20 protein-coding genes are annotated in these 23,698 nt (G+C 70.9%); 15 read left to right on the forward strand and 5 right to left on the reverse strand.

What is annotated here, in order from left to right:
• Positions 1-82: 82 nt before the first annotated feature.
• Entirely contained in the window at positions 83-934 is an 852-nt protein-coding gene (locus tag ACWGJ5_RS03275; RefSeq protein ID WP_453308066.1) for an SDR family oxidoreductase, read from the forward strand.
• 48 nt (positions 935-982) lie between these two features.
• On the opposite strand, the gene ACWGJ5_RS03280 is transcribed toward ACWGJ5_RS03275, so the two are convergent.
• Positions 983-1,333, reverse strand: a complete 351-nt coding sequence (locus ACWGJ5_RS03280) for a DUF1330 domain-containing protein (RefSeq protein ID WP_453308067.1) — start codon at positions 1,331-1,333, stop codon at positions 983-985.
• A 220-nt stretch (positions 1,334-1,553) separates the two neighbouring features.
• On the opposite strand from ACWGJ5_RS03280, the gene htpG reads away from it, so the two are divergent.
• Together htpG and ACWGJ5_RS03290 are read left to right on the forward strand one after the other, a co-directional pair.
• Positions 1,554-3,452, forward strand: a complete 1,899-nt coding sequence (gene htpG / locus ACWGJ5_RS03285) for a molecular chaperone HtpG (protein ID WP_453308068.1) — start codon at positions 1,554-1,556, stop codon at positions 3,450-3,452.
• A 201-nt stretch (positions 3,453-3,653) separates the two neighbouring features.
• Positions 3,654-4,868 carry a beta-ketoacyl-[acyl-carrier-protein] synthase family protein gene (locus ACWGJ5_RS03290; RefSeq protein WP_453308069.1) on the forward strand — a complete coding sequence of 405 codons (1,215 nt, stop codon included), beginning with the start codon at positions 3,654-3,656 and terminating at the stop codon, positions 4,866-4,868.
• Positions 4,869-4,894: 26 nt separating this feature from the next.
• Here ACWGJ5_RS03290 and ACWGJ5_RS03295 read toward each other — a convergent pair whose 3' ends face one another.
• Together ACWGJ5_RS03295 and ACWGJ5_RS03300 are read right to left on the reverse strand one after the other, a co-directional pair.
• A complete protein-coding gene (locus tag ACWGJ5_RS03295) occupies positions 4,895-6,187 on the reverse strand; it encodes an APC family permease (protein ID WP_453308070.1) in 1,293 nt (430 codons plus the stop codon).
• Complete coding sequence (locus ACWGJ5_RS03300) at positions 6,184-6,690, reverse strand: hypothetical protein (RefSeq protein WP_453308071.1); 507 nt, start codon at positions 6,688-6,690, stop codon at positions 6,184-6,186. Before ACWGJ5_RS03300 ends, ACWGJ5_RS03295 begins: the two co-directional genes overlap by 4 nt.
• 103 nt (positions 6,691-6,793) lie before the next feature.
• Here ACWGJ5_RS03300 and ACWGJ5_RS03305 point away from each other — a divergent pair, with 103 nt between their 5' ends.
• The 4 genes from ACWGJ5_RS03305 (at position 6,794) to ACWGJ5_RS03320 (ending at position 10,053) form a co-directional block, all read left to right on the forward strand.
• On the forward strand, positions 6,794-7,789 hold the full coding sequence (locus ACWGJ5_RS03305; RefSeq protein ID WP_453308072.1) for a helix-turn-helix transcriptional regulator: 996 nt from the start codon (positions 6,794-6,796) through the stop codon (positions 7,787-7,789).
• Between the two features lie 59 nt (positions 7,790-7,848).
• On the forward strand, positions 7,849-8,481 hold the full coding sequence (locus ACWGJ5_RS03310) for a helix-turn-helix transcriptional regulator (RefSeq protein WP_453308073.1): 633 nt from the start codon (positions 7,849-7,851) through the stop codon (positions 8,479-8,481).
• Positions 8,482-8,564: 83 nt separating this feature from the next.
• A complete protein-coding gene (locus tag ACWGJ5_RS03315) occupies positions 8,565-9,758 on the forward strand; it encodes a DSD1 family PLP-dependent enzyme (protein WP_453308074.1) in 1,194 nt (397 codons plus the stop codon).
• Positions 9,676-10,053, forward strand: coding sequence for a DALR anticodon-binding domain-containing protein (locus tag ACWGJ5_RS03320; RefSeq protein WP_453308274.1), 378 nt, complete (start codon positions 9,676-9,678; stop codon positions 10,051-10,053). The genes ACWGJ5_RS03315 and ACWGJ5_RS03320 overlap by 83 nt, the downstream gene beginning before the upstream one ends.
• Before the next feature lie 37 nt (positions 10,054-10,090).
• Here ACWGJ5_RS03320 and ACWGJ5_RS03325 read toward each other — a convergent pair whose 3' ends face one another.
• Positions 10,091-10,885 carry a PIG-L deacetylase family protein gene (locus ACWGJ5_RS03325; RefSeq protein ID WP_453308075.1) on the reverse strand — a complete coding sequence of 265 codons (795 nt, stop codon included), beginning with the start codon at positions 10,883-10,885 and terminating at the stop codon, positions 10,091-10,093.
• Between the two features lie 228 nt (positions 10,886-11,113).
• Between ACWGJ5_RS03325 and ACWGJ5_RS03330 the strand changes: the two genes are divergently transcribed.
• The gene (locus ACWGJ5_RS03330; protein ID WP_453308076.1) at positions 11,114-11,767 is read left to right on the forward strand and encodes an HAD family hydrolase; all 654 of its coding nucleotides are present in this window, start codon (positions 11,114-11,116) and stop codon (positions 11,765-11,767) included.
• 39 nt (positions 11,768-11,806) lie between these two features.
• Here ACWGJ5_RS03330 and ACWGJ5_RS03335 read toward each other — a convergent pair whose 3' ends face one another.
• Entirely contained in the window at positions 11,807-12,472 is a 666-nt protein-coding gene (locus ACWGJ5_RS03335) for a class I SAM-dependent methyltransferase (protein WP_453308077.1), read from the reverse strand.
• A gap of 95 nt (positions 12,473-12,567) precedes the next feature.
• On the opposite strand from ACWGJ5_RS03335, the gene ACWGJ5_RS03340 reads away from it, so the two are divergent.
• From ACWGJ5_RS03340 to ACWGJ5_RS03370, 7 genes are all read left to right on the forward strand, one after another.
• Positions 12,568-13,116 (forward strand): YciI family protein, encoded by a 549-nt coding sequence (locus ACWGJ5_RS03340; RefSeq protein ID WP_453308078.1) that lies wholly within the window; start codon positions 12,568-12,570, stop codon positions 13,114-13,116.
• Between the two features lie 298 nt (positions 13,117-13,414).
• Positions 13,415-15,076, forward strand: coding sequence for an alkaline phosphatase family protein (locus ACWGJ5_RS03345; protein ID WP_453308079.1), 1,662 nt, complete (start codon positions 13,415-13,417; stop codon positions 15,074-15,076).
• Between the two features lie 298 nt (positions 15,077-15,374).
• Complete coding sequence (locus ACWGJ5_RS03350; RefSeq protein ID WP_453308080.1) at positions 15,375-16,016, forward strand: lamin tail domain-containing protein; 642 nt, start codon at positions 15,375-15,377, stop codon at positions 16,014-16,016.
• 331 nt (positions 16,017-16,347) lie between these two features.
• The gene (locus ACWGJ5_RS03355) at positions 16,348-20,412 is read left to right on the forward strand and encodes a molybdopterin-dependent oxidoreductase (protein ID WP_453308275.1); all 4,065 of its coding nucleotides are present in this window, start codon (positions 16,348-16,350) and stop codon (positions 20,410-20,412) included.
• A 152-nt stretch (positions 20,413-20,564) separates the two neighbouring features.
• Positions 20,565-21,581, forward strand: a complete 1,017-nt coding sequence (locus tag ACWGJ5_RS03360) for a cytochrome c oxidase assembly protein (RefSeq protein WP_453308081.1) — start codon at positions 20,565-20,567, stop codon at positions 21,579-21,581.
• 107 nt (positions 21,582-21,688) lie between these two features.
• A complete protein-coding gene (locus ACWGJ5_RS03365) occupies positions 21,689-22,330 on the forward strand; it encodes a flavin reductase family protein (RefSeq protein WP_453308276.1) in 642 nt (213 codons plus the stop codon).
• A gap of 49 nt (positions 22,331-22,379) precedes the next feature.
• Positions 22,380-23,675, forward strand: a complete 1,296-nt coding sequence (locus tag ACWGJ5_RS03370) for an FAD-dependent oxidoreductase (RefSeq protein ID WP_453308082.1) — start codon at positions 22,380-22,382, stop codon at positions 23,673-23,675.
• Positions 23,676-23,698: the final 23 nt, after the last annotated feature.

A 23,698-nucleotide genomic window follows, 5' to 3' on the forward strand; every position in this document is an offset into this window, starting at 1 on the left:
ATTTCCGCCGGCCGCCAACCGATCGCAGTCGGCCGGCTGCCTGCGAGAGCGCGCTTACCATCTGGGTAACCGACCGGAGGACATGACGATGATTCTGGTGACCGGCGCGAGCGGGAACGTCGGCAGCGCCGTCCTCGCTCGCCTTGCCGCCGACGGCGTGCCCGCGCGGGCGGCGTACCGTGATCCGCGGACGACCGCCCATGCGATCAAGTCCGGCGGTCACGCGGTGACGCTTGATCTGGCGGTCCCTGGCACGCTCGCGCCCGCACTCGATGGCATCGACACCGTGTTTCTCGTCGGTGCCACGGGCCCCGCCCAGACGACGCACGAAATCAACATGGTGGAAGCCGCCCGCGCGGCCGGGACCCGCGTGGTCAAGCTGTCGGTCTGGCGGGCCGACGAGGGGCTGTCGCCGATTGCCCGGCTGCATCGGCCCGTTGAACAGGAGCTGGTCACCTCGGGACTGCCCTGGACGATCCTGCGCCCCAACTTCTACCTGCAGAACTTCCTGCGCCAGCCGTCGATCCACACGGCAGGCGAGTTCAGCCTGCCACTGATCAACGCACCCATCAGCTTCATCGACGTCGGCGACATCGCCCGTGTCGCCGCGCGCGTCCTCACCACGGCGGGCCACGACGGTCGCGTCCATGACCTCACCGGGCCCGAGGCACTGACCTACACCGAAGTCGCGGAGGAGTTCTCCCGAGTCCTCGGAAGGCCGGTGCGCTATGTGGGCCTGCCCGACGACGAAGCGCGCGCGGCGATGGTGAGTCGGGGGACACCCGAGTTCCACGCCGACGCTCTGATAGAAGTTGCCCGCGCCTACCGCGACGGCGGCGCCGAGACCGTCACTTCGACCGTGCCCGATCTCACCGGCCGTGCGGCCGTCGGTCTTGCCGCATTCGTGCGCCGGAACCGCGATGTCTTCGGCTGACTCCCGGAGCGGAGCAGGACTGCGGGCGAACTCAATGACCTCACGGCATCAGTCGCGGGCCGAAAGAGCCTCCAGCATGGCCCGTGCAGTGACGGTCGCGTCGTAGTCCTCGCTGACACCCGGAACCAGGATGATGTCGCCCTCGATGTGCCGGGAGCGCAGGGGCGCGATGGCCTGATACTCGTCCGAGTCCCACCAGGCGCGTGCCTGGGAGATCGACGGGAAGCCGATCACGACGACATGCCCGGGCCATGCGCCCTCCTTCACCTCGTGCGCGCTGCCGTGGACGAGGAACCGGCCGCCGTACGGTTCGAAGGTGGCGGTGACGCGCGCGATGTACTCGGCGATCTCCGGGTGCGGAGCCGCTTCCTGCAGGTGAGCGATCGCGTAGGCGGTCATGGTGTCCCTCCGTCGGTCGGCTGCTGTGCTGATCACGATCCTGCCGCAGGTGCGTTCCGCGGTCGATGACCTTTCAGGTAATCCAGGCGCGCACCGGATCCGCACCTGGCCACGGGGTCTGAATCCAGCCACCACCCGCATATCCGGCCACCGCCCTGACATGGTGTTTTACAGTGGCTGGCAGCAGTTCCGCGATAACACCTGGGAGGAATGCGCGACCATGCCGACTGAAACGCTCGAGTTTCAGGTGGAGGCCCGTCAGCTCCTGCAGCTGATGATCCACTCGGTCTACTCCAACAAGGATGTCTTCCTGCGTGAGCTCGTCTCCAACGCTTCCGACGCGCTGGACAAGCTGCGCCTGGAGAAGCTGCGGGACGACTCGCTGGACGCCGACGTGTCCGATCTGCACATCGAGATCGACATCGACAACGACGCCCGCACCCTCACGGTGCGGGACAACGGCATCGGAATGTCGTACGACGAGGTCGGGCAGCTCATCGGCACCATCGCCAACTCCGGCACCGCACAGTTCCTCCAGGAGATGCGGGAGGCGAAGGACGCCGCCGGGGCGGAAGGGCTCATCGGCCAGTTCGGCGTCGGGTTCTACTCCGGGTTCATGGTGGCGGACGAGGTCACCCTGGTCACCCGCAGCGCCGGCGAGAGCCGGGGCACCCGCTGGACTTCCCGCGGCGAGGACACGTACACGCTGGAAGGGGTCGACGACGCGCCGCAGGGCACCTCGGTCACCCTCCACCTCAAGCCCGCCGACCCGGAGAACCAGCTCCACGACTACACCTCCCCGTGGAAGATCAGGGAGATCGTCAAGCGCTACTCGGACTTCATCACCTGGCCCATCCGGATGCTCCCGGACCAGGGCGAGGGCGGCGAGTCGCGCGAACCCGAGACGCTGAACTCGATGAAGGCGCTGTGGGCGCGGTCGCGTGACGAGGTGTCCGACGACGAGTACCACGAGCTGTACAAGCACATCGGGCACGACTGGCGCGACCCGCTGGAGACCATCCGGCTGCAGGCCGAGGGCACCTTCGAGTTCCAGGCCCTGCTGTTCCTCCCCGCGCACGCTCCGCACGACCTGTTCACCCGTGACTTCCGGCGCGGTGTACAGCTGTACGTCAGGCGCGTCTTCATCATGGACGACTGCGAGGCGCTGCTGCCGCCGTACCTCCGCTTCGTCAAGGGTGTCGTCGACGCGGCCGACCTCTCGCTCAACGTGTCCCGCGAGATCCTCCAGCAGGACCGCCACATCGAGATGATGCGGCGACGGCTGACCAAGAAGGTCCTGTCCACGGTCAAGGACATGATGGCCAAGGACCGGGACCGATACGCCACGTTCTGGCGGGAGTTCGGCACCGTCCTGAAGGAGGGACTGGTCACCGACCCCGAGAACCGTGACGCCGTCCTCGCCGTCGCGTCCTTCGCGAGCACGCACGACGACACGGAGCCGACCACGCTCAAGGCTTACGTCGAGCGGATGAAGGACGGCCAGGAAGACATCTACTACCTCACCGGCGAGTCCCGGCAGAGCATCGAGAACTCCCCGCACATGGAGGCCTTCCGGGACCGGGGCATCGAGGTGCTGCTGCTCACCGACCCCGTCGACGAGGTGTGGGCCGACGCCGTCGGCGAGTACGACGGCAAGAAGCTGCGGTCCGTCGCCAAGGGGCAGATCGACCTCGGCACCAAGGACGACGACGCCTCCGAGGGCGAGCGGGAGAAGCAGACCGAGGACTACGCCGGCCTGCTCGGCTGGATGAGGGAGCAACTGGACGAGGACATCAAGGAGGTGCGACTGTCCTCCCGTCTCACCGTCTCCCCGGCCTGTGTCGTCTCCGACGCGAACGACCTGACCCCGGCCCTGGAGAACATGTACCGGGCGATGGGCCAGGAGGTGCCCCGCGCCAAGCGGATCCTGGAACTCAACCCGGACCACCAGCTGGTGAAGGGCCTCAACCAGGTGTACAAGGAACGTGAGGACCGCACCGAGCTCACCGAGACCGCGGAACTCCTGCACGGGCTGGCGGTACTCGCCGAGGGCGGCCAGCCCAAGGACCCCGCCCGCTTCGTCAAGCTGATGGCGGACCGCCTGCAACGCGCGCTGTGACCCAGCACCGCCCGACGCCGGCGGCCCGTCCCGGGAAGCGGGGCGGGCCGCCGGTCGCGTTTTATGGACACACGACAAACCGTGGCGGCGAAATTGTTCCGTGCCCGTCCTGACTGCCTCCCGACTCGCTGAAATGATCGTGGCGGAAGCGAAAGGGATCTTGTAGAGATCCCATAAGTCCTCGACCCAGGAGAGGTACGGATGACGGACAGCGGCGAAGTGCTGGTGACGGGTTTCGGCGCGATGACCCCGTTGGGGGCCGACGCGCCCTCGACCTGGGCGGGACTGCTGTCCGGGGTGTCGGGTGTCTCTCTTCTCGACGAGGAGTGGGCCGCGGGCCTGCCGGTGCACGTCGCGGCCGGCCTCCCGGTGGATCCCGCCACGATGCTTCCCCGGGTCGAGGCGAGGAAGCTGGACCGGGGTGAGCAACTCGCCGTGCTCAGCGCACGCGAGGCATGGCAGGACGCCGGAGTTCCGCAGGTGGAGCCCGAGCGGTTCGCCGTGGTCATCGGCACCGGCACCGGCGGTGTCCTCACCACACTCGGCCAGGACGACATCTTCGAGCGCAGCGGCGTACGCCGGCTGTCGCCGTTCGCCGTGCCCATGCTCATGCCCAACGGGCCGGCGGCCTGCGTGAGCATGGACCTCGGCGCGAAGGGCGGCGCCCGGACACCGGTCAGCGCGTGCGCTTCGGGCGCGGAGGCACTCGCCCTCGGCCAGGACCTGATCCGCAGCGGCCGGGTGGACGTGGTCGTCGCCGGCGGCGTGGAAGCCTGTCTGCACCCCTTCACCATCGCCGCCTTCGCCCAGATGAAGGCGCTGTCGACGAGGTCCGAGGACCCGGCGTCGGTGTCCCGGCCCTTCGACTGCGATCGCTCCGGGTTCGTGATGGGGGAGGGAGCGGGGATGATGGTCCTGGAACGCCCCGCGTTCGCCCGGGCCCGTGGCGCACGGGTTCACGGAACCCTCGCGGGCAGCGCCGTGACCTCCAGCGCGCACCACATCACCGCCTCCGACGCGGACGGCCAGGTCTTCGCCATCGAACAGGCGCTGCGCGACGCGGGGCTGGGCCGCGAGGACATCGGCGTCGTCCATGCCCACGCCACCTCCACCGAGTCCGGTGACCTGGCGGAGGCGGAGGCCGTCCGCCGCGCCGTCGGCACGCACGCCGTGGTGACGGCGACGAAGTCCATGACCGGCCACATGCTCGGCGCCTCCGGAGCCGTCGGCGCCCTGGCCACCGTCATGGCACTCAAGGAGGGCACCGTGCCGGCCACCCGCAACCTCGAGAAGATCGACCCGCAGGTCGAGATCGACGTCGTACAGGGCGCGAACCGTACCGGGCGGTGGACGGCGGCACTGGCCAACTCCTTCGGCTTCGGCGGCCACAACGTCACCCTGGTCTTCACGAGCTGACCAGGCCTCGAAAGACTCGGCTCGGCTCAGCTCGTCACGGAACCCGCCGCTCGGCGCCGTCGCAGGTAGCACAGCGCGCTCGCCGTGATGACCAGGGGCCACAGCAGGTACCAGCCCGTCATGACGAGGAGGGCGGCGACCGCGACGAGCGCGAGGAGCGCGCAGCGGTACGGCAGACTGCCCCGGGGCAGGAGCCGTACAGCGGCGGCCGTTCCCAGGGTGTACACGGTCACGAACGACCCGGTGGTGAGCAGCACGAGAGGCTGTGGTCCCACGCCGGCGACCGCGGTGGCGGCCAGAGCCAGGCCGGAGAGCCCCGTCACGACGCCCAGGCTGCGGCGCGGCACCTCGCCGGCGCCGCCGCCCCGGTCGAGCCGGGCGGGCAGCGCGCCGTCGCGGCCGAGCGCGGCGCCCAGTCTGGCCGCGCCGGCGAAGTAGGCGTTCATCGTGCCGAGGGTGAGCAGCAGCGCGGCGGCCGCGGCCAGCACGTGGACCGTGCCGCCGATGCCGAGGGCGAGCAGTTCGGCCAGCGGGGCGTCGGAGGTCCCGGCCGCCGGGCCGAGCACCAGGACGCCGGAGGCGGCTACGGCGAGGTACAGCACGCCTACGACGGCCACCGCCACGGCGGCGGCACGGGGCAGGTCGCGCGCCGGTCGGCGGAAGTCGGCGGCGAGGTGGGTGATGGCCTCCCAGCCCGCGAAGCTCCACACGAGCAGCGCCGCGGCCGAGCCGATCGCGGGCCAGCCGTGCGGCGCGAACGGATGCAGGTTCTGCAGGCGGGCGTGCGGCAGCGCGGTCAGCACGGCGGTCAGCAACAGCGTGACGAGCAGCACGGCGAGGGCGAGTTGCAGACGGCCGGAGACCGTCAGACCGAATCCGTTGGCCACGGCCACCAGGACCAGCAGCACCGCAGCGGTGACCAGTACCGTGCGCCGGCCGCCGCCGAGCGCGGTCGCGACGTACGCCCCGGCGAACATGCCCGCCGCCGGAGCACCGGCGGGTACGGCGAAGTAGAAGCACCAGCCGACCACGGCAGCCGCCCGCGCGCCGAAGGCGTGCCGCACGTAGGTGGAGACGCCGCCGCCGTCCGGGTAGCGGGCGCCCAGCGCGGCGAAGGTGGCCGCGAGCGGCACCGACAACAGGACCAGCCCGAGCCAGGCCAGCAGCGAGGCCGGTCCGGCCGCCCGGGTGGCCAGACCGGGAAGGGCGATCACCCCGGTACCGAGCACCGCGCCGACGTACAGTGCGGCCCCCTGCCAGACGGTCAGACTCCCGACGGGCCGAGCCGAGAGTTCCGGCGCGGCGGGCGCGCTGGTCATGCGGCATCCTTCCCGGTCCGGCGGAAGTCCATGGTCCAGTTGGTTTCCCAGCTCTGCCCGCCGTCGGTCGAGAACGCCTGCTCCCAACAGGCCGATACCGAGGTGATCTGCGACCAGACGAAGCGGCACAGGACCGGGGTGCCTTCGTGGGTGTCGGCGCCGTAGAACTCGCCGTGTCCGTCGTCGTGGAACCGGCCGACGACGGGCGGTTGCAGCAGCCCGGTACGGCTGCTCACCCAGTTCAGCGACCATTCCGCGCGAACGGGGTCGAACAGGCGCAGTGTCAGGCCGCTGAAGCCCTTGGTGGGGAAGCTGATCTCGTCCAGGTTCGCGGCTCCGCCGAACAGCGTGCTGTGACACACGACCGTGCCCGGGAAGCGGTCCCACTCGGTGCAGTCGGTCAGCGGTGCGACGAGCCGCCGGTTCGTCACGTGCCAGGTGCCCACCAGGAAGTCGAAGTCACCGATACCGGGCTTGCGGAGGGCGGGAAGAGGAGCGTTCATCTGCGGATGTCCTTTGCTGTCCGTGCGTTGGGCGGGCGCCCGCCGGAAAAGTAGACCGGCTTCCCTGACAACCTCTGTCAGTGGACTGCGGCAGACTTCCGTCATGCGTGCGAGCCGACTGCTGTCCGTCCTGTTGCTGCTCCAGACCCGCGGCCGGATGACCGCCCAGCAGCTCGCCGACGCGCTCGAGGTGTCCGTCCGCACGGTCTACCGGGACATGGAGTCGCTCGCCGCGGCCGGCGTCCCGCTCTACGGCGACCCCGGTCACGACGGCGGCTACCGGCTGGTCGACGGCTTCCGCACCCGGCTGACCGGGCTGACCCGCGAGGAGGCGGAGGCACTCTCCCTGGCCGGACTGCCCGGACCCGCCGCGGACCTCGGCCTGGGCACCGTACTCGCCACCGCCCAGCTCAAGCTGATGGCCGCCCTGCCCGAGGAACTGCGCGGCCGTACCGGTGAGATACGGCAGCGGTTCCACCTGGACCCCTCCGGCTGGTACGCCGAAGCCGACCCGACCCCGCACCTGGCCGCCGTCACCGACGCGGTGTGGCGACAGCGCCGAATCCGCCTCCGCTACCGGCGGTGGAAGGCTCCCCAGGAGGTGACCCGGACGCTTGACCCCTACGGGCTGGTCCTCAAGTCCGGCCGCTGGTACCTGGTGGCGGCCCGCCCGGAAGCCGTCCGTACCTACCGCGTCTCCCAGATCCTCCGGATCCAGGTGCTGGAGGACCGCTTCGAGCGCCCCCGCGACTTCGACCTGGGAGCGCACTGGCAGACCTACCTGGCCGACTTCGACGCCCGCAGGCTCCGGGGCGAAGCCGTCGTACGACTGACACCGCGGATCCTGGCGCAACTGCCCGACCTCCTGGAACCGGCAGTTGCACGCGCCGCCCGGGACAGCGCCGGGCCACCGGGTCCCGACGGACTGGTCCAGGCCGTCATCCCCATCGAGTCCGAGGAACACGCGGTCGGCCTGCTGCTGCGTCTCGGTGCCGAGGCGGAGGTCGTGGCGCCCGCCGGACTGCGGGCGCTGATGGCACGGACGATCAGCGCCCTGGCAGAGACCTACCGCCACCCGCTGGACAAACACGAAGCCTGATCTAGACTGGGTATCCAGAGATGGAAAATTGATCTAACCACTCTGTGGAGAGGCTTCCCGTGGAAGAGGCTGAGGCTGACGAACACCTCATCCGTGAGGCCGAGAAGATCGCCATGGCGTTGGGGCGCATGTTCCCGGGGCTGTGCGAGGTGGTGCTGCACGACCTGCGGGAGCCCGAGCATGCGATCCGGGCGATCGAGAACAACCTCTCCGGCCGTCGGGTCGGGGACTCCGCCACGGAGCTGGGCCTGGCCCGCATCGAAGATCCCGACTACCCCAGCATCATTCAGAATTACCCCAATCGGTTCCCGGACGGCCGCCCCGCGAAGAGCACGTCCATCGGCATCAAGAACGCCGCGGGGGAGTACATCGCGGCTCTCTGCCTGAACCTGGACGTGTCCGTGCTGTCGCCGGTGACCCTGACCCTGTCCAACCTGTTGGCCACGGACACCGAACACCGCGAGCAGTCCCTGGAGACCCTGCGGGACCGCACCGCCCGCGAGCTGCGTCAGGCGGTGGAGGCACACGCCGCGGAGCGCGCGGCGACTCCCCGGTCGCTGAGCCGGGAGGACAAGAAGGCGCTTGTACGACAGTTGCAGCGGGACGGCTACTTCGACTCGCGCGACGCGGCACAGACCATAGCGGACCTGCTCGGTGTCTCCCGGGCGACCGTCTACAACTACGCCAAGTAGCGGCAGCGGCTCCCGAGTCCGCGTCGCATACCCGTCCGGAGACCTGGACCCCCGCCCTTCCGAAGAAAGCGGTCCACCGTTCTGTGAACCCTCATGTGAACACCCAGGAGAGCACCACCGCTTCGGCCCCCGTACCAACCCTGGCCGATCCGGACACCCCGTTCGCCGTCGTCGACGCCGACACGATGAGGCGGAACGTCGCCCGCCTCAAGGCCAGGGCCGACCGTCTCGCGGTCACCCTGCGCCCGCACGTGAAGACCGCCAAGAGCCTCGACGCCGCCGCCCTCCTGCACTCCGGCACACCGTGTCCCGTCACCGTCTCCACCCTCGCGGAGGCCGAGGCGTTCGCCGACGGCGGCTACACCGACATCACGTACGCGGTCGGCATCGACCCGCACAAACTCCCGCGCGTCATCGCACTGTTGCGCCGTGGCGTCACCCTGCGCATCCTGCTGGACAGCGTCGAACAGGCGTCGTTCGTCGCCGCAGCCTCCCGCCGGGCCGGCATCCCCCTGCCCACCCAGATCGAGATCGACTGCGACGGCCACCGAGGCGGTCTCGAGCCCGACGACCCGGCGCTCACCAAGATCGGCCGCATCCTGCACGACGAGGGTTGTCTGGACGGCGTCCTGACCCACGCCGGCGAGTCCTACTTCGCCCACACCGCCGAGGAACAGCGCCTGGCGGCGAAGAACGAACGCGACACCGCCGTCGCCGCCGCCGAGCGACTGCGCGCGGCCGGCCTGCCCGTGCACGTCGTCAGCGTGGGCTCCACCCCCACCGCGCACGCCGCCGAGGACCTCACCGGCGTCACCGAACTGCGCGCCGGGAACTACGTCTTCTTCGACCTGGTCATGGCAGGTCTGGGCGTCTGCCGGGTCGAGGACATCGCCCTGTCGGTGGTCGTGACCGTCATCGGTCGCCGCCCCGAGTACGGGTGGATCATGACCGACGGCGGCTGGATGGCCATGTCGCGCGACCGCGGGACGGCCGCGCAGGCCCAGGACCAGGGCTACGGCCTGGTCACCGACCTCGCCGGCAACCTCGTCCCGGGCCTGGTCATGACGGCCGCGAGCCAGGAGCACGGCACGCTCACGGCCCGCGACGGCGCCGGCCTGCCCGACCTGCCGGTGGGCACCCGCCTGCGCATCCTGCCCAACCACGCATGCGCCACCGCAGCCCAGCACCGCGGCTATCACGTCGTCGACGGCACCCGCCCCATCGGCGGCCCGGCACCGGCCATCGACGCATTCTGGGAACGCGTCACGGGCTGGTGAACTCCAGCCGGCGGAAAACCGATGTCACAGGGTGGACCTGCTGGGCATGCCGGCCGAGTTCCCGCAGGTCGTTGCCACCGCGGCCACGCTGCGCGAGCCACACCGGGTGGCGCACTACCTGGAGGCGCTGGCCGGCACGTACCACCGCTTCTACGACGCCTGCCGGGGCCTGCCGCGGGCCGGCGAGGCCCCGGACGACCGCACGCGGGCCCGGCTGTGGCTGACGGAGGCCGGCCAACGCGTGCTGCACAACGGCCTGCACCTGCTCGGCGTCTCGGCACCGGAACGGATGTGAGGCCGGCTGGAGGCGCCGCGAGGCCGGTCGGCAGACGCTACGAGGCCGATCGGAAGATGTCGCCGACGACGTCGGATGCCGCCGTCGCATGTGCCTCGACGAACCACTCCCGGCCGAGCAGCCATCCGAAGACAGGGGCCGGAATCCGGACCAGCGCCCTCATCACCGGAGCAAGCCGACCCTTGCCGGACACCTGCGAACGATGAGCGGCGAGAGCCGCCTGCTTCCGTGCCGCGAACCGTCGGACATCGACGGTGTGGGTGATGGCCGCGCGCGGGGTGAAGGCGGTCCGCACCGCGTCCGCGTCGAACCGCAACGGGATTCTCAGCACACGCACCAGCTTCACCAGGCGCGCCACCCGATCGCGCGGGATGGTCGCCTCCAGCACCCGGGGTACCCCGGCGAGCTCGGCGGCACGCCTGCCGACCTCGTGCACCCTGACGTGGTCCCGGTGGCCGTAGCCGCCCTGTGCGTCGTAGCTGAGGAGCAGGTCCACCTCTTCCTCGCGCAGGACGGCGGCCAGCCGGGCGGCGGCCTCCTCCGCGTCCGCCCGCAGGAAACGTGCCCGGTCCGGCGGATCCGGATGGAGCAGCGCACCGTGGCCGCTGTCCGCATACCCCAGATGCGCCACACGCCGCACGCCCAGCACGGCAGCGCTCGCCCGAAGCTCGTCCAGCCGTGGCGCCCCGCCCTCCGGCACGGCGTCCATGAGCCCGTCCGTGGCGACCACGATCACCACACGATGCCCCTCGGCCGCGGCACGCGCGAGCGTGCCTCCCGTCAGGATCACCTCGTCGTCAGGGTGGGCGTGAAAGGCCAGGACGGTTGCCATGGGGCCATCCTGGACCACGCACCCCTCCGGGTGTCCGCGAACTCCGAACAACGCCGGGTGGGCCGCCCTCGTGCACCACGGCCGGGCCGGTGTCGGACGCCCCAGCCTCCGAGACCTGCGGGGAGCGTGCCCATGGCCGGCGTCAGAAGTCATCAGGGTGGGGCGGAGCGTGCAGCGCCCCGGGGAAAGGTCGTCGCGACATGATCGACAAGCCCCTATGCTGCCAGGATGATCAAGCCGATTGAGCTCGTCATATTCGACTGCGACGGTGTGCTGGTCGACAGTGAGCGCATCGCAGCACGCGTCCAGGTCGCTCTCGGTGCGGAGTTGGGCTGGCCGCTCACCGAGAAAGAGGTCGTCGACCGCTTCATCGGCCGCTCCCATGCCGCCATTCGCCGGCAGGTCGCCGCCCGGCTCGGCGAGGAGACCGCGGCGATATGGGCGGAGCGGTTCGAACAGCTCCACCGCGAGGCCGTGGACGCCGATCTCGCCCCCGTTGACGGACTGCCCGAGGCGCTGGATGCGATTGCGCTGCCGACCTGCGTGGCCTCCAGCGGCTCCCATGACAAGATGCGCCACACTCTCGGTCGCACCGGGCTCTACGACCGATTCGCGGGCCGCATCCACAGTGCCACCGAAGTCGCCCATGGCAAGCCTGCCCCCGACCTGTTCCTGCACGCCGCCCGGCACATGGGGGTCGATCCCGCCGCCTGCGTGGTGGTCGAGGACAGCCGGCCCGGTGTCCTGGCCGCCAGGGCGGCCGGCATGCGTGCCTTCGGGTACGCCGGCGGCCTCACCCCGGCCGGACGACTCGAAGGCCCTGGCACCACCGTCTTCCACGACATGCGCAAACTGCCCGCGCTCATCGCCGGGCAGCAGTGAGTCCTCGGTGATCGTGATCGGACCGAGGGATGACCGTGGTCACTGCCCGAGGATGCCGTCCGCGACGCCCCGTACCTCGTCCAACTGGAAGCCGAGACAGGTCCAGGACACTCCCGCACGGCCATGCGGGTCCTCCCGCTGGGCGTGGTGGAGGAGGTCCAGGCCGTGTCTGCGGGCGAGGTCGATCGTCTCCTGCGCGGTGACGGGGAACATGCGGCGGCCCGTCGGCACCGGGCCGTGACGCAGGGAGAGGACGATCCGGCCGCCGGTCGCGAGCAGCCCGGCCAGACTTGCCATCGCGAAAGCTCGTTGCTCTTCGTCGAGATGCATCCAGACCGCGGTGAGCAGGATCAAGTCGAAGCGGCTCCCCGCTGCGGTCAGGCCGGGCAGCTCGGGCAGCGCGTCATCGGTCCACTCGATCTGTTGGCCGGCGTGGAGGCGCCGGCCCAGCGAGCGCAGTTCGACGGTGGGTTCGGCGGCGACGACCCGATGACCCCGGGCAGCCAGCGCCGCCGCGTCGCGCCCGCTGCCCGCCCCGACGTCCAGCACTCTGCTCGGCCGGGAGGGGAACAGGTGCAGCACCTCGCGGTGCACTTCGGCGAAGGTCACGCTCTCGTACTGCTCGGCCAACGCCTCGGCCGCCTCCCCGTATCCGGCGGTGCCGGCCATCCCCTGCAACTGCTCGCTGGTTGCGTCACTGCTCATGTCCCGGGACTCTACGGTGCCTTGGGCCCGGTCGCCGCGACGAAGATCACGGATAACCGCTGTGCCGGTGTGGCCAGGACCGACAGACTGCGGGCATGGAATTCTTCTGCTACCACCGCGATCGGCGAGACTCCCTGGCGCTGCGCATGCAGCTGCTGGAGGCGCACTGGTCCTACATGGACCGGTTCGACAAAGAGATGATCGCCCGCGGTCCGACCCTCACCGGCGACGGCGAGGTGCCCACGGGCAGCGTGCACATCGTCGACCTGCCGGATCCCGCCGCCGCCCGCGCATTTGCCTTCGACGAACCCGGCTACCAGGCCGGTGTCTACCGTGACGTGCTGTTGCGCCGATGGCGCAACGTGCTGGGGCGCACCATGTGGGACTTCTCCGGAGGGCGGACCGGCGGCCGACGATTCCTCGTGCTCGGGCTCGGCCAGGGACAGGCCGCCGACCTGGCCGTGCCTCAGGACCGTGACGAGCTGATCGCATACGGCCCACTGCTGTCCGACGACGGCAATACCTGGCTGGGTACGGCAGCGCTGGTCCGGGCACCGGACCCGGAGGCGGCGCGCGCCGTGCTGACCGCGGACCGGTATGCCGACATCGAGGTCCACAACTGGCAGTTCGGCGGACGGCCATGATGAACCGTCGTGCAGGAGGTTGCGCATGGGACCGTGTGCGTCGCTCGTAGTCCCGGCCTCCGGGCCGGGTCGGTGATGCCGCGTTCAGGCAATGCCGTACACGGATGCGGCGAGACCGTTCCCTCGCGCGAAGACGGCCGCCTGAGCGTCGGTCAGGCGGCCGAAGTCTTTGCCCGTGCCGATGCGTTTCTTGGGCTGAACAGGATGTGACGGCCTGCTTGTGTACATGTTCCGCCCCTCGGATGTCGGTGCACGACTCGCACCCGCTCGCTGGCTCCACACACTCCGAGGAGACGCCATGTCCCGACGCCCGGCCCACCCCGCACGTTCCGTCACGGCTGCCGCGGCCGCGCTGGCCGCGGTCGGCGCGCTCAGCGCCGCCGCGCCCGGCTCGGCGCACGCCTCCGTACACCCGCACCCGGCCGCCCGCCATGTCCTGTTGCTGTCCGTCGACGGTCTGCACCAGTCCGACCTGGCCTGGTACATCGCCCGTCACCCCCAGTCGGCGCTGGCCCGGCTCACCGCCGGCGGCGTGCAGTACACCCACGCCGCGACCACCAACCCCTCGGACTCCTTTCCCGGCATGGTCGGCCAGCTCACCGGCGGCACCCCGGGCACCACGGGCGTCTTCTACGACGACACCTACAGCTCCGCCCTCCTGCCGGCCGGTACGACCCAGTGCACCGGCGCCAAGCCCGGCGCCGAGGTGGACCTGACCGAGGACCTCGACAAGAACAAGGACTCCCTCGACGCCGGCCAGGGCCTGAGCGGTCTGCCCGGCAGCATCCTGCAGATGACCGGCGACCCCGCCCGCCTCGTCGACCCGTCGAAGCTTCCGGTCGACCCGAAGACCTGCAGACCGCTCTACCCGCACTCCTACCTGCGGGTGAACACCGTCTTCGACGTGGTCCGCACGGGCGGCCTGCGCACCGCGTGGTCCGACAAGCACGCCGCCTACGACATCCTCAACGGCCCCTCGGGCAAGGGCATTCAGGACCTGTTCACGCCTGAGATCAACAGCAAGGCCATCGGCTACGACGCCGGCGACTGGACGAAGGACAACGCCGCGACCGAGCAGTACGACGGGTACAAGGCGCAAGCCGTGCTCAACGAGATCGACGGCTACGACCACAGCCGTACCCACGAGGTCGGCACCCCGGCGGTCTTCGGCATGAACTTCCAGTCCGTCTCGACCGCCCAGAAGCTGCCCAACTCGGACGGCCTGGCGGGTGGTTACCAGGAGAAGGGCGTCCCCGGGCCCCTTGTGGTGAAGAACCTCGAATTCGTGGACCAGCAGGTCGGCGCCTTCCTCGCCGAACTCCGCAAGCGGCACCTCGCCGACAGCACCACCGTCATCCTCTCCTCCAAGCACGGCCAGTCGCCGACCGATCCCAAGGCGCTGACCCGCATCGACGACGGCCCGCTGCTCGACGGCCTCAACTCCGCCTGGAAGGCAGCCCACCCGGGCTCCGGCGATCTCGTCGCCCACGCGGTGGACGACGACGCCATGCTGATCTGGCTCACCGACCGGTCCCGGGCCGCCACCGACTTCGCCAAGGCCTACCTGCTGGCCCGGTCCGGCACGGGCAACGACATCGACGGCAAGGCCAGGCCCTTCACCGCGAGCGGTCTGCAGACCCTCTACGCGGGTGCGGACGCCGCCAGGTACTTCCACGTCCGGCCCGGCGACTCCCGGGTGCCCGACCTGATCGGCGTCGCCCAGTACGGCGTCGTCTACACCGGCGGCAAGGGCAAGATCGCCGAGCACGGCGGCGCCCACGCCGACGACCTCGACGTTCCGCTCGTCGTCTCCGGCGCCGCGACCCCGCACGGCGTACGTGTCGACGGACCCGTGCACACCACGCAGATCGCGCCGACGATCCTGCGGCTGCTGGGCTTCGACCCGCGGGACCTGGACGCCGTCCGCATCGAACACACCCCTGCCCTCCCCGTGCGCTGACCTTCGCCCCCACGTCACTCATGCGGCTGCTCCGGTCGGCGTAGCGTTCGTTGCTCACTTTCGGGTGGCCGCATGGGCGGCGGGCCGACTCCGGGCCCGTATTCCAGTGGCACAAGGCTGATGCATCGGTAAAGTCCGGCATTCGTGATGTAAATGGCCATTGCATGCGAGAGTCATGGATTGTTGCTGGATCCGTAATGCCATGTGTGTTACCGGCTTAGAACGGGACGAAGACTGCAGGGTGTGGCCGTGCGGCCGACCGGCCGCCTACCCGCGCATCCTCGCGAAGGGGGACACTGTGTCCGCTTCTTCTTCCGTCCGCCGTATCACCGCCGCCGCGGCCGTGGTCGCCGCCATGGTCGGGGCCATGGCGATCCCGGCCGCGGCCGCCGGCCACCAGCCCGGCCGTATGCACCGGGCAGTGGTGCACATCAGCGGCGTACAGCACGCCTGGCAGGGACGGGACGACCGTGCCAACCGCTCGCTGAACAAGCAGTGGGTGGACATCACCAACGACTCCCGCCGCGCGATGAACCTGGGCAGCTGGACGCTGTCCGACCGGGACGGCCACTCCTACACCTTCCGTCACGTGTGGCTGGCGGGCCGGGCCACCGTCCGTGTCCACACCGGGGTCGGCCGGGACACCAGGACCGACCTGTACCAGGACCGCCGTACGCGCGTGTGGGACGTCAACTCCGACACCGCGACCCTGCGCGACGCTCGCGGCCGCCTCGTCGACACCCTCTCCTGGGGCCGTAGCCACCGCGCCGGGGACATCGGCCGCCGCGACGGGGCCGGATGGCAGCACGCAGGCTTCCGCCACCACGGTGCCGGTCTCGGCCACCACGGCGTCGACCACTACCTCCACGGCGGCGTCCACTACCTCCACAGCGTCGGCGAGCACCACCACGGCGACCACGCGGGCAGCCACCGCCGCTGACCCGCCCGCCCGCGGCTCGCGCCTCGGGTGCACCACCGCCGGCACATCCACACGGGTCCAGCCCCGGACGGCCTCCTCGCCGACCGGGGCTGTCCCCTGCCAGGTACCGGCGGCACCGTGCTCACACCCTGCTCCCGAGCCCTGTGCGGCGGGTGTAACTCCCGCTGATCGGACACGGAGACACCTCCGTAATGAGCCCTTCGTACGGTCACGAAGAGTGAGATCAGGTGGAGCACAGGAGAGGGAGGCGCCCGTGGCCGCGCCGGGCTCGCGGAGTGAGGGCACGACGAAGGTGCGGACGGTCTGCTCGTACTGCGGTGTGGGCTGCGGCATGGTCCTCGATGTCGGCCGAGGACCGGACGGGCGGCGTACGGTCCTGAAGGCGACGGGCGACAAGGAGCACCCGGCGAACTCGGGCCGGCTGTGCACCAAGGGCGCGACCACCGCCGACATGCTCGCCGCGCCGGGCCGGCTCACCACCGCCCTCGTCCGGCCGGACCGTGGCGAGGAACCGCGGCCCGCGCCCCTGGCGGCCGCCGTCGCCGAGACCGCCCGCCGCCTGCGCGCGATCATCGACGAGCACGGTCCCGACGCGGTCGCCCTCTACGTCTCCGGGCAGATGAGCCTGGAGGCGCAGTACCTGGCGAACAAGCTGGCCAAGGGCTTCATACGCACCAACCAGATCGAGTCGAACTCCCGGCTGTGCATGGCGAGCGCCGGAACGGGTTACAAGCTGTCGCTGGGAGCGGACGGACCGCCCGGCTCGTACCAGGACTTCGACAAGGCCGACGTCTTCTTCGTCATCGGCTCCAACATGGCCGACTGCCACCCCATCCTCTTCCTGCGCATGATGGAGCGGGTGAAGTCGGCGGGCGCCAAGCTGATCGTCGTGGACCCGCGGCGCACCGCCACCGCCGACAAGGCCGATCTCTTCCTGCAGATCAGGCCCGGCACCGACCTCGCTCTGCTCAACGGGCTGCTGCACCTGCTGCACGCGAGCGGTCACACGGACCCCGGCTTCATCGCCGCGCACACCGAGGGCTGGGAGGCGATGCCCGCCTTCCTCGCCGACTACCCGCCCGCCACCGTCGCCGAGATCACCGGCATCCCGGAGGACGACATCCGCGCGGCCGCCCGGCTGATCGGCGAGGCGGGGGAGTGGACGAGCTGCTGGACGATGGGCCTGAACCAGTCCACGCACGGCACCTGGAACACCAACGCCCTGGTCAACCTGCACCTCGCCACGGGTGCCATCTGCCGCCCGGGCTCCGGCCCCTTCTCCCTCACCGGTCAGCCCAACGCGATGGGCGGCCGGGAGATGGGCTACATGGGGCCGGGGCTGCCCGGGCAGCGCTCGGTCCTCGTCGACGCCGACCGGGCCTTCGTCGAGGAGCTGTGGAAGCTGGAGCCGGGCACCCTGCGGGCCGACGGCGTCGGCAAGGGCACGGTCGAGATGTTCCGGAAGATGGCCGACGGGGACATCAAGGCGTGCTGGATCATCTGCACCAACCCGGTCGCCTCCGTCGCGAACCGCAAGACGGTCATCGAGGGTCTGGAGGCCGCCGAGTTCGTCGTCGCGCAGGACGTGTTCGCCGAGACGGAGACGAACGCGTACGCCGACGTGGTCCTGCCCGGCGCGCTGTGGACCGAGACCGAGGGCGTGCTGATCAACAGTGAGCGCAACCTCACCCTGGCCCAGCCGGCCGCCGATCCGCCCGGCGAGGCGACGGCGGACTGGCGGATCATCGCCGCCGTGGCCCGTGAGATGGGTTACGAGAAGGGTTTCGCGTACGACAGCGCCGAGGACGTCTTCGAGGAGATCAAGCGCGCGTGGAACCCGGCGAGCGGCTGGGACCTGCGCGGAGTGAGCTACGAGCGCCTGCGCACCACTCCGGTGCAATGGCCGGCGGCCGACGAGGACGGGCCCGACCGCAATCCGATCCGGTACGTCGGCGAGGACGGAAGGGCCGGCTCGCCCACCTTCCCGACCGCGAGCGGCCGCGCGGTCTTCTACGCCCGCCCGCACATCCCGGCGGCGGAGATGCCCGACGACGACTACCCCTACGTCCTCAACACCGGCCGCCTCCAGCACCAGTGGCACACCCTGACCAAGACGGCCAAGGTGGCCAAGCTGAACAGGCTCAACCCCGGACCGTTCGTGGAGATCCACCCGCGGGACGCCGCCCGACTGGGCCTCGCCGAGGGGGACTCGGTGGAGGTCGCCTCGCGGCGCGGGCGGGCCGTGCTGCCCGCGGTCGTCACCGACCGGGTGCGGCCGGGCTGCTGTTTCGCGCCGTTCCACTGGAACGACCTGTTCGGCGAGTACCTCAGTGTCAACGCGGTGACCAGCGACGCCGTGGACCCGCTGTCGTTCCAGCCCGAGTTCAAGGTGTGCGCGGTCTCGCTGAGCAAGGCGGCCACCCCGGTGACCGTGCGGACTCCGGCCCCGGCAGGCGCCCTGGCCCCGACCCCGGCCGATGGCGCCGCACCGTCCGCCGCGCTGTCCGCTCCCTCCGTGTTCGGGCTGGACCCCGCGCCGCCGCCGGTCCTGACCGAACACGAACGCCGCTATCTGACCGGCTTCCTCGCCGGCATACCGTCCGGCTTCCCGGGCGTGCCGGTGCTCCCGCCGGACGCCCCGTTCACCCCGGAGCACGCGCTGTGGGTGAACGGCGTACTGGCCGGGATGTACTCCAGGACCGAGGCGCCGCCGTCCGCCGCGTACCGCCCCGGCGGAAGCGTGCAACCGACCACCGACTCCCTTCGCCGTCAGGTCGTGATCCTCTGGGCGTCGCAGACCGGGAACGCGGAGGACTTCGCGGGCGCGGCGGCGGAGCGGCTGACCGCGGACGGCCATGCCGCCTCCCTCCTGCCCATGGCGGAGGCGGACCCCGCCGCGCTGCCGTCCGACGCCGACATGCTGCTGATAACGAGCACCTTCGGTGACGGCGACGCCCCGGACAACGGCGCGGGGTTCTGGGACGCCCTCGCCGCAGCCGACGCCCCGCGCCTGAAGGGCAGGCGCTATGCGGTCCTGGCCTTCGGCGACTCCTCCTACGACGACTTCTGCGGCCACGGCCGCCGCCTCGACCGGCGCCTGGAAGAGCTCGACGCGATACGGCTGGCCCCACGTACCGACTGCGAACCGGACTACGAGACGGCGGCCGGAGCCTGGCTCGACCAGGTGCTCACCGAACTGAAGACCACCGACCAGCCGGTCCCCGCCGAGGCCGCCTCAGTCTCGGCAACTCCCATGGCCCCCCGGCCGAGCCGCCGTCCCGCCCCCGTAACCGCCCGCCTCACCGGCAACCGCCTGCTCAGCCTGCCCGGCGCGGGCAAGGAAGTGCGCCGCTTCACCTTCGACACCCGCGACAGCGACACCCCGCTGGTCTACGAGGCCGGGGACGCCTTGGCCGTTCACCCGGTCAACTCGCCCGACCTCGTGACGGAGTGGCTCGCCGTGAGCGGTCTGGACGCGGACGCGGCCGTTCGGATCGGGAGCGTCGGAGAGCTGCCGTTCGCCGAGGCCCTGCTGCGCCACCTGGACATCACGCGCATCACTTCCGACCTGCTCCGCTTCACCGCCGACCGGGTCCGCGACCCGCGCGAGCTGCGCAAGCTCCTGCGCCCGGACAACAAGGGCGAGCTGGCGCAGTGGTCCTGGGGACGCCAGGCCGTCGACGTGGTCGCCGGGTTCGGCATCCGGGCCGGGGCACAGGAGTGGGCCGACCTGCTGGGGCGCCTGCAACCACGCATGTACTCCATATCCTCCAGCCCTCTCACGGACCCCCACCTGGTGTCGCTGACCGTCTCCGTCGTCCGGTACGAGAACCTGGCCGGCCGGCCCCGCCAGGGTGTCTGCTCGCCCTTCCTCGCCGACGCCGAGCCCGGCACTCCGGTGCCGGTCCGGGTCCAGCGGGCACCGCACTTCCGCCCGCCCGCCGACCCTGCAACACCGGCGGTGATGGTGGGCCCCGGCACGGGCATCGCGCCCTTCATCGGCTTCCTGGAGGAACGCCGGGCCCGCGGCCACCGCGCCCCGAACTGGCTGTTCTTCGGCGAACAGCACCGCGCGACGGACTTCTACTACGAGCAGGAGCTGACCGCGTTCCTGGCCGAGGGCACGCTCACCCGCCTGGACACCGCCTTCTCCCGCGACCAGCGGGCCAAGGTCTACGTCCAGGACCGGATGCGCGAGCACGGGCCCCTGCTGTGGTCCTGGCTCCGCGACGGCGCCCACTTCTACGTCTGCGGCGACGCCTCCCGCATGGCCAAGGACGTCGACCAGGCCCTCCGCGAGATCGCCACCGTCCACGGCGGCATGGACGAGGCCGAGGCGGCGGCGTACGTCAAGCAGCTCGGCGCCGAGAAGCGGTACGTGCGGGACGTGTACTGACCCGGCCCGTACGAGCGCCGTCCTGCTCGATCGCGGATTTCACCCGGGCGTGCAGCACCCCCGTGCCCGTCTTGGATCCGCGGGGGACTAGCGTCTTCCCGTCACGGATCCGAGCCGGTTCTTCCGTGTCGAGCCGAAGGAGGACGATCTGCATGGATGGTCACGCGATGACCGAACTGTCGGCGGGCCAGCTTCCCGAGCTGACCACGGGACGTCTGCTGTCCGCGTGGCACCTGGACGTCCCCGCGCTGCTGCTGGTCATCGTCCTGGGCGCCCTGTACGGCTGGGGCGTCGCGCGGCTGCGCAGGCGCGGCGCGTCCTGGCCGCCCGCACGGGTCGTGGCCTTCGTGCTGCTCGGCCTCGGCGCGCTGGTGGTGGCCACGATGTCCGCCCTCGCCGTCTACGACCATGTGCTGTTCTGGCCCGCCGCCGTGCAGAACATCCTCCTCGACCTGGTCGCACCCCTGGGCCTGGCCCTCGGTGATCCGCTGCGGCTCGCCGTCGAGGCATTGCCGGAGGGCGCTGCCGCACGAGTGCGCCGGGCCATGACCGGCCGCCTGGTACGCGTGCTGACGTTTCCGCTGGTCAGCACGGCCCTGGTGCTGGGCACCGAGCTGGCGGTGTACTTCACCCCGTACTTCGAGACCGCTCTGCGCGTGGGCTGGCTGCACGAGCTGATGTATCTGCACCTGCTCGCGGCCGGTTCTCTGTTCGTCGTACCGGTGCTGACCCACGAAGAGGCACTGCCCGCCTGGTGCACCCACCCGGTGCGAGCGGCGCTGGTGTTCCTGGACGGGATCGTCGACGCGGTCCCGGGGATTGTGGTGATGACGCACAGCACGCTGATCGCGGGCGCCTGGTACCTGCACCACGCCCCGACCTGGTCCCCGGACGTCCAGCGCGACCAGCAGATCGGCGGCGGCGCGATGCTCAGCATCGCCGAGCTGGTCGCGCTGCCCTTCCTGCTGGCGCTCCTGTTCCAGTGGGCGCGCGCGGAGCGGGTCCAGACCGTGGTCCTCGACCGGCGGCTCGACGCGGAACTCGTTCCTGTCGCGGCCCCTGCCCCGGAGCAGGATCAGGCAGTCGTTTCCGAACGGGTACGGCCCTGGTGGGAGACCGAACAGAACGAGGTGGCCGTGAGGATCCGGAGCCAGCACCGGGAGAAGTGAGCCGGCCATGATCGCGCGTGCACGGTTCGGCTGCCGCCGAAGGGCCGGCGTTCTACGGTCGGCCGCATGGAAACCGCGCGCACCGGGCCGGGACCGACGGCAGCCATCTGACCGTCACACCGAGCATCCTCTACTTCGGCACCCCCGTCGTACTGCTGACCACCGAGAACGCCGACGGCACCTTCAATCTGGCGCCGATCTCGTCGGCCTGGGCGCTCGGGCAGGTGGTGCTGGGGCTCGGCAGGCAGGGCCAGACCGGTGCGAACCTGGCGGCCCGGCCGGAGCTGGTCATCAACCTGCCCGAACCCGGGCAGTGGGCGGCCGTCGAGTACTTGGGTCAGCTCACCGGACGGCCCGAGGCGGCGGGGTGCGGACCCCGCCGGGCCCGTTACGAGCCGGACAAGTTCACGGCCGCAGGCTTCCGGGCACAGGCCTCGCACGCGGTCCGCCCGCCGCGGGTGGCCGACTGCCCGATCCAGCTGGAGGCACGGGCCGTCCACGTGGGCACCGACGCCGCGGGGGACTTCCTGATCGTCGAAGCGCGGGTGCTGAGGGTACACGCCGACTCGCGCCTGGTGGTCCCCGGCACCCAGCACATCGAGCCCGCGGCCTGGAGCCCGCTGATCTACAACTTCCGGCACTACTTCGGACTCGGCCCCGAACTCGGCCACAGCCACGTCTGCGAGACGCCCGGCAATCCTCGTGCCGCAATCCTCGTGTCGCGGGCTGGGCGCCGGCAGAAGGAGTAGAATATTCATCGAATGGTGAATTAATGGCCTTCTGAAGGGCAGGACCGCCATGGAACAGACCAGGTGCTGCGTCGTGGGAGGCGGCCCCGCGGGCATGGTGCTCGCTCTGCTGCTGGCCCGGGCCGGTGTTCCGGTGACGGTGCTGGAGAAGCATGGCGACTTCCTGCGCGACTTCCGCGGCGACACCGTCCACCCGTCCACCCTGGCGCTGCTGGACGACCTGGGTCTGGCCGAGCGCTTCGCCGAGCTGCCGCAACGCCGGGTCCAGACCGTCCAGTTGCCGATCGGAACCGACGGCTCGGCGGTCATGGTCGGGGACCTCTCGGTCCTGCCCGGTCCCTACAACTACGTGGCGATGGTGCCCCAGTGGGACCTGCTGGACCTGCTTGTCGACGAGGCCCGGCGTGAGCCGTCCTTCGAGCTGCGCATGAACACCGAAGCGACCGACTTCCTGATCGAGTCCGGACGGGTCAACGGAGTGCGGTACCGCACCGCCGACGGCCGCACCGGCGAGTTGCGCGCCCTGCTCACCGTCGCCTGCGACGGCCGCGGATCACTGGCCCGTTCCCGCCCGGAACTGCGCCTGCGCCGCTTCCCCTGCCCGATGGACGCCTGGTGGTTCCGGCTGCCGCGCCGGGACGGCGACCCGCAGGGGCTCTACGGCAGCGCCGGTGACCGCTTCCTGACCGCGATGATCGACCGCGGCGACTACTGGCAGTGCGCCGGACTCATCCCCAAGGGCACCGACGGCCGGCGCCGCGCCGCCGGCCTCGACCGCTTCCTGGCCGACTTCACTGCGGCCGTCCCCTGGACCGCCGACCGCGTGCACGCCCTGCGCTCGTGGGACGAGGTCAAGCTCCTCGACGTACGCCTCGACCGCCTGCGCCGCTGGCACCGCCCCGGCCTGCTGTGCATCGGCGACGCCGCGCACGCGATGTCACCGATCTTCGGCATCGGCATCAACCTCGCCGTCCAGGACGCCGTGGCCGCCGCCCGCTACCTCACCGAGCCACTGCGCCGCGGGACGGTGCGACCGCGGGACGTACGCCGTCTGCAGCGACGCCGCCGTCCCACCACGGTCGCCACCCAGACCCTCCAGCGGGTGGCCCACGCCCGCGTCATCGCGCCCGTCCTGCAGGGCCGGCCACCCCTCGGACGTGAGAAGAGGGCCCGGCGCACGGCACGCCTGCTCGCCGGGTCACGGTGGCTGCGCCGGCTGCCCGCGTACTTCATCGGCTACGGCGCACTCAAGGAACGGCCACCCCACTCGGCCGTCCGCCGGGCACGGCCGGGCGTCGCAGCGCCGCCCGGCGGGACGGACAGCGCCGCCGAGGTGTCCCCTTGAAATGGCCGCGACCGAAATTGCCG

The sequence above is a fragment of the Streptomyces sp. NPDC054783 genome (assembly GCF_053611725.1).